Annotated in this window: 10 protein-coding genes and 1 pseudogene; 7 read left to right on the top strand and 4 right to left on the bottom strand. The window is 60.8% G+C overall.

Annotated elements, in window-relative coordinates:
* The first annotated feature begins 221 nt into the window (after window positions 1–221).
* Complete coding sequence (locus AC6I7J_RS19910) at window positions 222–1115, top strand: SDR family oxidoreductase (RefSeq protein ID WP_021509546.1); 894 nt, start codon at window positions 222–224, stop codon at window positions 1113–1115.
* A 74-nt stretch (window positions 1116–1189) separates the two neighbouring features.
* A complete protein-coding gene (locus AC6I7J_RS19905; RefSeq protein WP_498007406.1) occupies window positions 1190–3004 on the top strand; it encodes a glycoside hydrolase family 15 protein in 1815 nt (604 codons plus the stop codon).
* 29 nt (window positions 3005–3033) lie between these two features.
* Here AC6I7J_RS19905 and AC6I7J_RS19900 read toward each other — a convergent pair whose 3' ends face one another.
* Together AC6I7J_RS19900 and AC6I7J_RS19895 are read right to left on the bottom strand one after the other, a co-directional pair.
* Window positions 3034–3897, bottom strand: coding sequence for a DMT family transporter (locus tag AC6I7J_RS19900; RefSeq protein WP_021509548.1), 864 nt, complete (start codon window positions 3895–3897; stop codon window positions 3034–3036).
* Between the two features lie 213 nt (window positions 3898–4110).
* Complete coding sequence (locus AC6I7J_RS19895; RefSeq protein ID WP_104093558.1) at window positions 4111–5016, bottom strand: LysR family transcriptional regulator; 906 nt, start codon at window positions 5014–5016, stop codon at window positions 4111–4113.
* A gap of 144 nt (window positions 5017–5160) precedes the next feature.
* Here AC6I7J_RS19895 and AC6I7J_RS19890 point away from each other — a divergent pair, with 144 nt between their 5' ends.
* Window positions 5161–5910 carry an SDR family oxidoreductase gene (locus AC6I7J_RS19890; protein ID WP_058775092.1) on the top strand — a complete coding sequence of 250 codons (750 nt, stop codon included), beginning with the start codon at window positions 5161–5163 and terminating at the stop codon, window positions 5908–5910.
* Between the two features lie 61 nt (window positions 5911–5971).
* Here the strand turns inward: AC6I7J_RS19890 and AC6I7J_RS19885 are convergent, their stop codons facing one another.
* Both AC6I7J_RS19885 and AC6I7J_RS19880 read right to left on the bottom strand, forming a co-directional pair.
* On the bottom strand, window positions 5972–7408 hold the full coding sequence (locus tag AC6I7J_RS19885) for a sugar porter family MFS transporter (protein ID WP_136547884.1): 1437 nt from the start codon (window positions 7406–7408) through the stop codon (window positions 5972–5974).
* Between the two features lie 102 nt (window positions 7409–7510).
* Window positions 7511–8682, bottom strand: a pseudogene (locus tag AC6I7J_RS19880) (ROK family protein).
* A 207-nt stretch (window positions 8683–8889) separates the two neighbouring features.
* On the opposite strand from AC6I7J_RS19880, the gene AC6I7J_RS19875 reads away from it, so the two are divergent.
* The 4 genes from AC6I7J_RS19875 to AC6I7J_RS19860 all read left to right on the top strand — a co-directional run bounded on the left by AC6I7J_RS19875 (window position 8890) and on the right by AC6I7J_RS19860 (window position 12935).
* Window positions 8890–10209 carry an MFS transporter gene (locus tag AC6I7J_RS19875; protein WP_498007405.1) on the top strand — a complete coding sequence of 440 codons (1320 nt, stop codon included), beginning with the start codon at window positions 8890–8892 and terminating at the stop codon, window positions 10207–10209.
* Window positions 10210–10219: 10 nt separating this feature from the next.
* Entirely contained in the window at window positions 10220–11863 is a 1644-nt protein-coding gene (locus tag AC6I7J_RS19870; protein ID WP_498007404.1) for a GMC family oxidoreductase, read from the top strand.
* Window positions 11856–12050 carry an aminopeptidase P family N-terminal domain-containing protein gene (locus AC6I7J_RS19865; protein ID WP_498007403.1) on the top strand — a complete coding sequence of 65 codons (195 nt, stop codon included), beginning with the start codon at window positions 11856–11858 and terminating at the stop codon, window positions 12048–12050. Before AC6I7J_RS19870 ends, AC6I7J_RS19865 begins: the two co-directional genes overlap by 8 nt.
* A gap of 117 nt (window positions 12051–12167) precedes the next feature.
* The gene (locus tag AC6I7J_RS19860; RefSeq protein WP_498007402.1) at window positions 12168–12935 is read left to right on the top strand and encodes a M24 family metallopeptidase; all 768 of its coding nucleotides are present in this window, start codon (window positions 12168–12170) and stop codon (window positions 12933–12935) included.
* Window positions 12936–12941: the final 6 nt, after the last annotated feature.

Below are 12941 nucleotides of genomic sequence, written 5' to 3'. Positions count from 1 at the left end.
GAAACAAATATCTTTCGTGCAAGCAGGCCGATTCGCTTAATAACTCGCATGGCTTACGCAGCTTTAAAATAATCATTGCGTTAGTGATTTTGTAACTAAAAATATCATTTCAGTTACTCCCGTCCCGCTTTAATAAATCGCGACTGCTTATTTTTTGACGTGACAAATATCACATCTCTGCCAGGCTTAATTTACACGTTCCACTGTACAAGGAGATAGGTATGACTTCATTTACTAACAAAACGCTGATTACCCAGGAATATCCAAAGCCGCCATTCAAAAAGCAGCATCAGCCCATTCCGGGATTAGCCAGTAAGATGGAACCCCGTCCCGATCACGGTGAAACCAGCTATCGCGGCACTGGCCGTTTAACCGGGCGCAAGGCGCTGATTACCGGTGGCGACTCCGGTATTGGTCGCGCGGTAGCCATTGCGTATGCCCGTGAAGGGGCAGACGTGGCGATCAACTACCTGCCGGAAGAGGAGCAGGACGCCGCTGAAGTGGTGCAATTAATCGAAGCGGAAGGCCGTAAAGCGGTGGCTATTCCGGGTGATATTCGCTCAGAATCTTTTTGCCAGCAGCTGGTAAAAGAGGCAGCAGAAAAACTCGACGGCCTGGATATTCTGGTGAATAACGCCGGTCGCCAGCAATTTAATGAGTCTATCCGTACGCTCTCAACGGAAGATTTTGACGCCACCTTTAAGACCAATGTTTATGCGATGTTCTGGATCACCAAAGCGGCACTGGAATATCTGCCTGCCGGATCATCCATTATTAATACCTCGTCGGTTCAGGCGTATGAACCGAGCGCCATTCTGCTGGATTACGCGCAAACCAAAGCCGCGATCGCCGCCTTTACTAAAGCGCTGGCGAAGCAGCTGGGCGAGCAGCAAATTCGCGTCAATGCTGTAGCACCAGGACCGTACTGGACCGCGCTGCAGGTGTGCGGCGGTCAGCCGCAGGAAAAAATCGAGAAGTTTGGTGCCAGCGCGCCACTGGGGCGTCCGGGTCAGCCGGCTGAAATCGCGCCGTTGTACGTGACCTTCGCTGAAACCACCAACAGCTTCACCTCAGGTCAGGTGTGGTGCTCCGATGGCGGTACCGGTACCGTCTGACCGGGGAATTCCACCCGCATCACGTGGCTGCCAGCAGGCGGCCACGCTGCCGTTTCTGCTGACAGGGAAGATCCATGAATAACCAAACGTTCCAGTCGCCGGTGCGCGAACGGGGTTTCGCGCGTCTCGGTGACTACGCGGCCATCGGCGAGGGCCGGTCGGTGGCTCTGATCGCGCCCGACGGCGCGATTGACTGGTGGTGCGCGCCCAACCTTGACTCCGCCCCGCTGTTTGATCGCCTGCTCGATCCCGAGATCGGCGGTTTTTTCCAGATCGAACCTGATGCCCCTTATCGTACCGAACGCGCCTACCGTGCTGACAGCAACGTACTGGAAACCCGCTTTTTTACCGATAACGGCAGCGTACTGCTGACCGAATCGCTAAACAGCACGCTGGCAGGCCGTCTGCCGTGGAGTGAGCTGGCGCGGCGCGTGGAAGGCGTTGACGGCGAAGTGACGCTGCGCCTGACGCTGCGCTTTGGCACCGTAGCCGAAACCCGATCGCCGTGGCAGGACAGCACTGAACAGGGCGACGTCTACCACGTTGGCGATCTGCTGGCGATGCTGCGCACCAGCGAGGACTGGCAGATTGAACAGCGTGACGATGAGCAAATCTGCGCCACGCTACGCACCGCAGAGGGCAGTCGATCGCTGGTGGCGTTGCTGGTCACCGAGCGCGAACCGCTGGCGGTGCCGCCGCTGGAGGCGATCGATACCCGCATCGAAACCAGCCATACCGCCTGGTGCGACTGGACCCGCAGCCTGAGCTATCAGGGGCGCTTTGCTGAGCACGTGCGCCGCTCGGCGCTGTCGCTGAAATTTTTATGGTATTCCCCCACCGGCGCGCTGGCGGCGGCAGCCACTACCTCGCTGCCGGAAGGCATTGGCGGAGAGAAGAATTATGACTACCGCTACGCATGGGTGCGCGATGCCTGTTTGATCATCAAAGCCTTTGTTTTTCTCGGTGCGCTGGAAGATTGTAAAGCGGCGTTCTCCTGGCTGTCGAAAACCATTATCCGCCACGGCACCGCGCTGCGCACCTGCTACACGCTGGAGGGCAACGAAGTGCCTGCCGAACGCTTTGTGCCGCTGCGTGGCTATCATCATTCCCAGCCGGTACGCGTGGGCAACAACGCCCGCGACCAGCTGCAGCTGAGCATGTACGGCGATATGCTGGCGACCGCCGAGTTGTTTATACGCGCCGGGCACGTACTGGATTTAGCCACCTCGCGCATGCTGGGTGCGCTGGCCAATCACTGTGCCGATCGGTGGCGGCTGAAAGACAGCGGTATCTGGGAACTGCCGGAGCAGCAGCACTATACGCATTCAAAGATGGCCTGCTGGCTGGCCCTCGACCGTGCCGTGGCGCTGGCCGAAGCGCGCCACATTGAACCGACCTGGCTGAAACGCTGGCAGCGCGAGCGCGACCGCATCAGCAGCTGGATTGAAGCGCACTGCTGGAACGAAGAGAAACAGGCGTATGTGTTTTATCCCGATAGCAACGGCAGGCTGGACGCTGCGCTGGCGCTGGTGCATCCCTATGGCAGCCGCGTCAACCCGGCACGTATGCAAGCCACCTACCGTGCCATTGAGCAGGAACTGGGACACGGTAGCGCCATGCTGTATCGCTACAGCGGCACGGAACAGGAAGAGAGCACTTTTATCGCCTGCTCATTCTGGCTGGTGGAAGCCTGGGCGGCGCTGGGCGAGACAACGCGTGCCGAAAGCGCTATGCAGCAGATCCTCGACAAGCTGTGCCAGCGCGGCAACGTGGAAACCTTCAATGAAATGTTCGACGTGCGCAGCGATGAGTGGCGCGGCAATATGCCGCAGGGCCTCAGTCATCTGGCGTTGATTTGCGCCGCACAGGCGTTGACCGATCATGGCTGAAATGCCCCGCCGGCTGGCGGGGCATGATGTTAACGCGAAGGCTGTGGCGCACGAAACACCAGCAGGATACCCGCCAGAATCGCCGCCATGCCCAGCAGGCTCAGCCACGGCAGTCGGTTACCCAGCAGCAGATAGTCGAGCAGCGCGGTAATCACCGGCACCAGATAAAACAGGCTGGTGACGTTAACGATACTGCCCGCGCTCAGTAAGCGATACAGCAGCAGCTGGGCCACCACGGAGATCATCACGCCGAGGAACAGCGCGGCCAGCCAGAAATGTAGCGTGAAGCTGACATGAAAAGGTTTAACCGGCAGCAACAGCAGGCACAGCAGTAAACTCACGCCATACTGCAGCGGCAGCACCTGCGCCGGATGCTGCGTCACCCGCTGCTGCATGATGGCACCGAAGGTCATGCACAGCAGCGCGGCCAGCGCAAACAGCACGCCGCTGAGCGGCAGCTGCGACGCCGCCAGACTGCGCCACACCAGTAGTATCAGCCCCGCCAGCGCGACCGTTAAGCCCAGCAACCGCCTGCCCGGCAGACGCCGCTCCACCAGGCACAGCGTCAGAATTGGCTGGATGCCCATGATGGTGGCGATCAGCCCTGGCGTCACGCCCTCCGCCATCGCCTGGAAATAACACAGCGAATAAGCGCCGATCAACACCAGGCCGGTCAGCATTACGCGCGGGCGCGTACCGGGCTGCGGCAGCCAGCGGCGGCGAAACAGTCCCACCAGCAACAGCGCAACCAGCGCGATGCTAAAACGCACCACCAGCAGTGCCAGCGGTGAGGCATTATCCAGCCCGAGACGCGAGAAAATGGCTGCGCTGCCCCACAGCAGCACAAAGCCTGACGTCGCTGCCTGCGAAGTCAGCGAAGAAGAAGAACGCATAGCATTGCTCCTGAAACAAACGTTGTTAGCGCGCTCGCTTAGCGAGGCGCAGGAAGTTCGATACTTAGCGAATCACAACGCGTGCCGGAGGTGGCGGGCAGCAAGGCGCATACAGGCGAAAGTCAGATGACGATGCGGAATCAGCAGAGAGTGTCATAAACGCGCCTGTATCATGGGGTTGAGGCCAAACGTTAACAGATTGTTTACACCCTGTCATCCATTCAGCCGTTGCGGAAACACCTCACGCAGCCAGTCGATCAGCACCCGCAGGCGCTGGGTGAGATGGCGGCTCTGCGGATAAACCACGTGGAACGGATAGTCTGACGGACGCCAGTCGGCGAGGATCTCCACCAGCCGTCCGGCCTGCAAATCCGCGGCCGCAGCGTAACGGAACGTCTGAATGATGCCCAGCCCCGCCACCGCCGCGGCAAGGTGCGCGTTGCTCTCATTGACGCCAACGCGGTGCGCGGTCTTGACTTCGATTCGCTCTTCGCCGTGGCGGAAGCGCAGCGGAAAGGCGCGCCCGCTCTGCGGCGACAGATAGCTGATGATGCGGTGGCCATTGTTCAGCTCCTGCGGATACGCCGGAATGCCGTAGGTCCGCAGATAGCCGGGCGTGGCACAGGTGATCATTTGCGCATTGCCTAAGTGCCGTGCCACCAGTGACGAATCGCTCAGCGGACCGCCGCGCACTACGCAGTCCACGTTATCACTGATGAGATCCACGGTGCGATCGGACACGCCAAGGTCCAGGGTGATATCGGGAAACCGGGCGACAAAATCGGGCAGCGCCGGCAGCAGTACATCACGCGCCGTTGAACCGCCGATATCCATACGCAGCTGACCGCGCGGCTTTGCCGTGACGCTATTGAACGCACAATCGATATCTTCCAGATCGCGCACGATGCGCAGCGCCCGCTCGTAGTAATCGCGCCCTTCTGCCGTCACCGTGACCCGGCGCGTGGTGCGCTGCAACAGGCGCACGCCGAGATGCGCTTCCAGCTCCTGCACCAGCTTACTCAGGGTGGCGTTAGGCATATCCAGTGAATTGGCGGCCCGGGTAAAGTTGCCTGCCTCGACCACGCGGGCGAACGCCCGGATTGCCAGCAATTGATCCATTGTTACCCCTAACCTGATTATCCACCCAGAGAAATAGTCCTTTCGATTTTACACCATTTATCCGTAAAAGCGGCAGCGCTACAGTGCACTTCACCGACGGCAAGGCCGTCACCACTTAACCTGATCAACTGTGGAGTACATACTATGAACCTGATTCTGCAAGACAAAATTGCTTTAGTGACCGGCGGCACCTCCGGTATTGGCCTCGCCACCGCTCAGGAACTGGCGGCACAGGGCGCACGCGTGTTTATCACCGGTCGTCGTCAGGCTGAGCTGGATGCGGCCGTCGCCAGCATCGGTGCCGCCGCCACCGGCATTCGCGCCGATGCGGCACAGTTAAGCGACCTCGACGCTGTCTATGCGCAGATTGCGCGCCAGGCCGGCCGGCTGGATATCCTGTTTGCCAACGCCGGTGGCGGCGACATGCTGCCGCTGGGGGCCATCACAGAAGAACATTTTGATCGTATCTTCAGCACCAACGTCCGCGGCGTGCTGTTCACCGTGCAGAAAGCGCTGCCGCTGCTGAGCGATAAGGCGTCGGTGATTCTCACCGGCTCCACCGCCGCGATTCAGGGCACACCGGGCTTCAGCGTTTACAGCGCCAGTAAAGCGGCGGTGCGTAACTTTGCCCGCTCGTGGGCGCTGGATGTGAAAGACCGCGGCATCCGCATTAACGTGGTGAGCCCTGGCCCGGTTCAGACGCCAGGCTTAGGCGGACTGGTGCCGGAAGATCAGCGCCAGGGGCTGTTCGATGCGCTGGCCGCGCAGGTACCGCTCGGTCGTCTGGGTGAGCCGGGAGAGATTGGCAAGGTGGTGGCGTTTCTCGCCTCCGATGCCGCCAGCTTTATTAATGCAGCCGAGCTGTTTGTCGATGGCGGTATGGCGCAGGTGTAAGCGGGTGTTGTACCGGTGCGCCGCCTGGCGCACCGGCTTTCTGCCTTAAGCATGGCTGCGGTTAACGCAGCGAATGCTCACCTGCCACCGCAGCCGGCTCGCCTGCGGTGAGCTGCTGCTCCAGCTGCTCCAGCGATATGCCTTTGGTCTCCGGCACGCGACGCAGCACAAAGACAAAGCCCGCCGCACAAATCACGCCATACAGCATAAAGCTGCCCGCTGCACCAAGTCCGGCATTGAGGATGGGAAAGGTATAAGTCAGCACAAAACAGGCAATCCACAGCGCCAGCGTGGCGACCGACATCGCCAGACCGCGAATCCGGTTGGGGAAAATTTCCGCCAGCAGCACCCAGGTGACCGGCGCCAGCGTCAGCGCATAAACCGCAATCGCCGCCAGTACCAGAATCAGCACCGGCCAGCCGGTGATGCCCAGCGTGTAGGCACCGGCAATCAGTGCATAACACAGCGTCAGTCCTCCGGCGCCGATCAGCATCAGTTTGCGGCGACCGAGCCGGTCCACCAGCGGCAGCGCCAGCACTGTTGCCAGCAAATTGATCAGGCCGGTGGCCACGATCGACTTCAGCGTGCCGTTGATATCGAAACCAGCCGAAGCAAAAATCTCCTGCGCATAATTGAAAATCACGTTGATACCGCACCACTGCTGGAAAATCGCCAGCACGATGCCGGTGATGACAATCGGCAGCGTGCGCGGTGCCAGCAGCGAGCCGGCGCGGGCGCGCGTTTGCTGGCGATCCTGTTCCAGCGCGCGGGCAATCTCGCGCTGCGTCTGCTGCGCATAAGCAGGCGAACCAATTTTATTCAGCATCGCCAGCGCGCGCTGCGGCTGGCCCACCAACATCAGCCAGCGCGGTGATTCCGGCACCCACATCATCAGCAGCAGAAACGCCAGCGACGGCACGGCAGCCGAGGCGAACATCCAGCGCCAGCCAACCTGACCGTTCCAGGTTTCACGCAGCGCCGCATGGGTTGATGCGCCGACGACCGGATCGGCAATCATCAGGTTGATCAGCTGCGCCGCCAGCACGCCAATGACGATTGTCAGCTGGTTAACCGCGACAAACTTGCCGCGCTTGTCTGCCGGGCTGATCTCCGCGATGTACATCGGGCTGAGCGCCGAGGCGATACCAATGCCGACGCCGCCGAGAATGCGCCACCAGACAAACAGCGTAAAGCTGCTGGCCAGCGCGGTGCCGATCGCCGACACCACAAACAGCAGTGCGGCGACAATCAGCGGCAGCCGCCGCCCCAGCTTGTCTGCTGACCAGCCGGACACCAGCGCACCAAACACGCAGCCCACCAGCGCCGAGCTCATCGCCCAGCCGGATGCCGCCGGATCGGTGACGTTGAACCAGGCCTCATAGAAGGGTTTGGCCCCGCCAATCACCACCCAGTCATAGCCAAACAGCAAACCGCCGCAGGCTGCCACCAGACAGATGCTCCACACGTAACGCATATTCAGATGTTGATGATTGTTCACGGCCACTCTCCGCACCAGGGTCAAAGTGCGGCTATCTCACCACCGATACCGCAGGGTGAAAGTTCAGGCCCTCACAGATTTTAGTAACAGGAGTTTAGTAAACTACGCCGTACCGGGATCGGTCTCGACATAGAGATAACCGATGCCGAGGACCTGACGGGCGCGATCCAGCTGACCAAAATGCACGTTGGTGGCTTTGCTTTTTAGCGCATCGCGCGGATCAAAAGGATTGAAATCAATCTGGTGCACGATGGTCTGCAGCCAGCTCTCACCAAAAGTACAGCTGCGACCGTACAGCCAGATTTGATTGATATTCAGCGTATTAAGGAAATTGTACAGACTCATGCCGATGGCTTCCGCGCTGCGCTGCGCCCACTCGACGATCCACGGCTCGCCGGCCTGCCAGGCAGCCAGCAGCTGACGGCTGGTGGGCTGCACCGCCTGCGGCGCGCGCTGATGCGCCAGCCGCTTAAGCGTGCTGAGCGAGGCGACCGTCTCCAGACAGCCCTGCCGTCCGCAGTTACAGCGCTCCCCGTGCGGATCAATAATGGTGTGGCCAATCTGCCCGCTGCCGTACAGGTTGCCGCGAAAGATCTCGCCGTTGATGACAAATGATGAGCCGATGCCGTAATCGACATTGATGACGCAGAATTCGGCCAGCGCATTGCGGTTCAGCCACTTTCCGCCAGCGCCAGCATCACGCAGTCGTTATCGACGCGGACGTCAACCGCCAGCTTCTCCTCCAGCAGAAACTTCAGCTGCAGCGGGCTGCGCCACGCCGCCTGCGGCATATGCTGCGAGACACCGGTTACCGGATCGACCTGCCCGTGCACCGCCAGCGCCAGATTAATCTGCCGCTTCGGCCAGCGTTTACAGGTCGCGCGCCACACCGTTTCAATCTCCGCCAGCAGCTGCTCTGGCGTCTGCGCATTGATGCTGATTTGCTGATAGTCGCCCTGCGCCACCAGCTGCGCATCCGCCAGCTGCAGTTCAATGCTGGTCGGCTTGACGCACAGGCACAGCGTCCACGCGCCTTGCGCTGGCAGCTGAAAACTGCCGTTGCTGTTGCCGCGCGTGCTCAGCGTGGCGCTGGAGTGCTGCACGTGGCCCTGCTCCAGCAGCTCCTGCAAAATCTTGCTGGCCGCCGGAATAGTCAGGCCGCTGAGCTGCGCCAGCTGCGATTTGCTCAGACGTTTATGACGCCACATCAGCTGCATAAACAGCGCTTTGTTGTGCTTACGCACCTGAAAATTATTCAGTCCGACGGTTTTCACGCGGCCTCCTTTCGCTTCATCCGCGCTCATCTTACTAAACAGTGTTTACTGACTTCTGTGATGGTTGCACCATCCTGCGCGCCTGCCGTGCTTTAGAGTCCCTGCTCATAACAACCCGTTCGCGCTATCCCGGTAAAAAACGTTCTGATAATGCCGGGCGAACGCTTTATCTGGCTGTGCTGACACCAACCCTACAGAGAAAACATAATGACAACATCACCTGCAACCCATCCGTGGCTGATCCGCCTCGGCATTCCGCCCGCGCTGGCCTGGGGCTATCTGGCGGTCCTGCTGTTTATGATTGGCGACGGCGTCGAGTCCAACTATCTCGCGCCCTATCTGCACGAAAACGGCTTTTCCCTGAATATCGCTGCATGGGTAATCGCCTTTTACGGCGTCACCGTCACGCTGGGCTCATGGCTGGCCGGTTCGCTGTCAACGCTGATCGGCCCGCGTAAAGTGATGCTGGCGGGCGGCCTGATCTGGATTGTGTTTGAAGTGCTGTTTCTGGCCGTGGCGCTGCCGTCGCACAGCGTGCTGCTGCTGGCACTAACCTATGGCCTGCGCGGCGTGGCTTATCCGATGTTTGCCTACGCCTTTCTGGTGTGGATTCAGTCGGCGGCCCCGGCGGAGATGCGCGGCTCCGCCACCGGCTGGTTCTGGCTGGCATTTACCGGCGGGCTGCCGACGCTCGGTTCGCTGGTAGCGATCTTCTCTATCCGCCTGGTGGGCGAATACGCCACCTTCTGGCTGTCGCTGGGTCTGGTGGCGATCGGTCTGCTGGTGATGCTGCTGGCGCTGAAAGAGCGCAGCGGTTATCAGTCGCTGCTGGATGCCGAACATCGTCAGCAGGGCACGCTGCGCACGCTGATGGGCGGCATCGATATTCTGTGGCGTGAGCCGCGCATCGCTGCCGCGGCAGTGGTGCGCATCATCAACACCACGCCCTACTTCGGCTTCTTTATTTTTCTGCCGGGCTTTTTCACCGAACAGATTGGCTTTTCCCAGACCGAATACCTCAGCCTGATCACCATCATGGGACTGGTGGGCATGAGCTTTAATCCGATCGTTGGCAAGCTGACCGACCGCATCGGCTGGCGCAAAGTGCTGACGGTGTTCGGCGGCCTCGGTTCCGGCATCTCGATGCTGCTGATGTACTTTGTGCCGCAGTGGAGCCACGGCAGCTTTGTGCTCAGCGTCATCTGCGCCTGCCTGTACGGCATCACGCTGTGCGGCTACGTGCCCGCCGCCGCGCTGTTCTCCTCGCTGTGCCAGCCGAAGGATAAAGGTAACGCCATGGCGATTTACTGCTTCGCCGCCGGCTTGTCCACTTTCTTTGGACCGGCGCTGTACGGCGCAATCAATGCGCTGCTCGGCACACTCGGGGTGGTTTGGGGCTACGCCTTCCTGTATCTGGTGAGTGCGTTTATCTCGTGGCGTTATCTGCTCAGTCCGCTCGATCCGGGCGAGCAGCACAACCCGGCGGCGCAGCGCCTGCGCCGGTTAGATTCCATCGCATCGGAGTAAACGGAGCGTTATGAAAGAGTACGATTACATTGTGGTGGGCGGCGGGAGCGCGGGCTGTATCGTTGCCGCGCGCCTGGTCAGCGAAGGAAATGCGCGCGTGCTGCTGCTGGAGGCCGGGCGCGACGAATACCATCCGGTGCTAAAAATGCCCGCCGGCTATATGAAGTTTCTCGCCAGCGACCGGTTTCTGACGATGCATCAAACCGAAGCGCAGCCGCAGCTCAACGGACGCGGCGTGATCGTGCCGCAGGCCAAAGTGCTGGGCGGCGGTTCGACTGTCAACGCCATGGTCTACATGCGCGGCCATAAACAGGATTACGCCGACTGGAACCAGGCGCTGGGCCATCAGGGCATCGACTGGTCGTGGGAGGCGCTGCTGCCGCACTTTACCGCCATCGAAGATAACGATCACCTCGGCGCACCCAATCACGGCGTTGGCGGCCCGATGAAAGTGTCGCATCTCGGCCACTTCAGTCCGCTGAGCCGCGCCTATGTCAAAACCCTGCAGGGGCTGGGTATTCCCTACACGCCGGATTTTAACAGCGGCAATCCGTCTGGCGTCGGCTTCATGCAGCACACCATTGACGGTCAGACACGACAGCGCTGCAGCGTGGTCGATGCGTTTATCAACCCGCTGCGCCATGACGCACGGCTGACGCTGGTCACCGGTGCGCAGGTTGAAGAGGTGCTGTTTGACGGCACCTGCGCCAGCGGCGTGCGCTATCGTCAGGATGGCCAGCCGCAACAGGCGCGCGCCAGCCGCGAAGTGATTCTGGCCGCCGGTGCCTATCAGACGCCAAAACTGTTGATGCTCTCCGGCATCGGTCCGCAGGAACAGCTGAAACAACACGGTATTACCGTGCGCCATGCCTTGCCGGGCGTGGGTAAAAACCTGCAGGACCATTACGAAGTGCCGGTGGTTGCCAGCACGCGCGGTGCGTTTGGCTACTACGGTCAGGATCGCGGCTGGCCGATGGTCAAAGCCGGACTGCAATATCTGTTGTTCAAAAGCGGCCCGGTGACCACCACCGGCGTGGAAACCTGCGCCTTTTTCGATCCGCTCGATTTCACGGCGACGCCCACCATTCAGATGTTCTGCGTGCCGACGGTCTATCTCGATCGAGATGTAATGGGTGCCGATCCCGGTGACGGTGTCACGGTGAATTCCCTGCTGCTGCGCCCCAAAGCCACCGGTGAAGTCACGCTGCGCGATAACAACGCCAGCAGCCTGCCGGTGATCGATACGCAGATTTTCGGCCATCCGGACGATTTAGCCCGCACCCTCGCCGGCTTTCGCTTTGCGCGTCAGGTGCTGGCCGCCGCGCCCATCCGTGAGATGGTCGATGAAGAGATTTTCCCTGGTGCAGAAGTCACCAGTGATGAAGCGATTGGCGCCCACTGCCGGCGCATGGTAAAGACCGGCTATCACCCGGTTGGCACCTGCCGCATGGGCAACGATGACGATCCGCTGGCGGTGCTGCACGACGACCTGCGCGTGCGCGGCGTACAGCGGTTGCGCGTGGTGGATGCCTCGATGATGCCGAATATTATCAGCGGCAACACCAATGCGGTGGTGATGGCCGTGGCGCATCGCGCTGCGCAACTGGTTCTGCAGTCACAACTTGTCGAGCACAAGGAGGCCGTGTATGAGTGACAAACTGGCGCGCCTGCAACAGGCGCTGGCGCACTGGCAGCTGGATGCAGTATTGCTGACGCGCCGCGATAACATCGCCTGGCTGACCGACGGGGCCAGCTATTATGTGGTGGATCGCGCCGAGACCGGCGTTGCCAGCCTGCTGATCGGCCGCGACAGCGTGCTGCTGCTGGCACCGGACAATTAATTACCGCGCATTCTGGCCGAAGAGCCGCTGACGTTCAGCTGTGCGACCCGGCACTTTCCGTGGTACCAGTCGCTGAGCAGCGTGCTGCCGGCGGGCCATATCGGCAGCGATACGCCCATGACAGGATTGAGCGATATCCAGCCGCAGATGATTACGCTGCGCCAGGGGCTGAGCGCACCGGAACAGCAGCGCTTTCGCACGCTGGGACAGGAGTCGGCGCAGATTGTCGAAACGGTGGCGCGCCAGCTGCGCGCGGGCGTCAGCGAATGGCAGGTCGAAGCCGAGATTGCCGCCGGCTGTCTGGCGCGCGGCATTCGCCCGATGTGCACGCTGGTGGCCGCCGATGAGCGCATCGCCGCATTTAAACATCCGGTGCCGACGCGCAAAACGCTGCAGCGCATGATGCTGATCACCCTCGGTGCTGAACGGCACGGTTTGCATGTCAGCCTGACGCGCCTGGTGCATCTCGGCGAACCCGACGCGGCGCTGCGCCAGCGCATTCTGACGCTGGCGGAGATCCACGCCGATATGCTGTATGCCACTCAGGCGCAGCGCAGCTGGTCAGCGGTTTTTGCCGACATCACTCAGGCTTATCAACGCCACGGTCACGCTGAGGCGTGGCGCGATCATCATCAGGGCGGTCCGGCCGGTTACGGCTGTCGCGACTGGATTATCACCCCGGAGAGTCGCGGCGAGGTGCAGCCTGACACCGCCGTGGCGTGGAACCCGACGCTGAGCGGCGTGAAAAGCGAAGACACTTTTTTGCTCAGCCGCAGCGGGCTGGTGCCGCTCACGCGCAGCGACAGCTGGCCGCTGATTCGCCTGCAGCGCGGTGATAATACCTTAGAGCTAGCCGACTGGCTGATTCTCCCGACATCCTCATAAGGAAGC

It is taken from the genome of Type-C symbiont of Plautia stali (genome assembly GCF_059730935.1).
Note: the sequence above shows the minus strand (reverse complement) of the source record. Positions and strands in the feature narration are given on the sequence as shown.

Bases quoted from the DNA above. Each gene is read 5' to 3' on its own strand.
- AC6I7J_RS19910 (WP_021509546.1), top strand. From the start codon at position 222: ATGACTTCATTTACTAACAAAACGCTGATTACCCAGGAATATCCAAAG.
- AC6I7J_RS19905 (WP_498007406.1), top strand. From the start codon at position 1,190: ATGAATAACCAAACGTTCCAGTCGCCGGTGCGCGAACGGGGTTTCGCG.
- AC6I7J_RS19900 (WP_021509548.1), bottom strand. From the start codon at position 3,897: ATGCGTTCTTCTTCTTCGCTGACTTCGCAGGCAGCGACGTCAGGCTTT.
- AC6I7J_RS19895 (WP_104093558.1), bottom strand. From the start codon at position 5,016: ATGGATCAATTGCTGGCAATCCGGGCGTTCGCCCGCGTGGTCGAGGCA.
- AC6I7J_RS19890 (WP_058775092.1), top strand. From the start codon at position 5,161: ATGAACCTGATTCTGCAAGACAAAATTGCTTTAGTGACCGGCGGCACC.
- AC6I7J_RS19875 (WP_498007405.1), top strand. From the start codon at position 8,890: ATGACAACATCACCTGCAACCCATCCGTGGCTGATCCGCCTCGGCATT.
- AC6I7J_RS19870 (WP_498007404.1), top strand. From the start codon at position 10,220: ATGAAAGAGTACGATTACATTGTGGTGGGCGGCGGGAGCGCGGGCTGT.
- AC6I7J_RS19865 (WP_498007403.1), top strand. From the start codon at position 11,856: ATGAGTGACAAACTGGCGCGCCTGCAACAGGCGCTGGCGCACTGGCAG.
- AC6I7J_RS19860 (WP_498007402.1), top strand. From the start codon at position 12,168: ATGACAGGATTGAGCGATATCCAGCCGCAGATGATTACGCTGCGCCAG.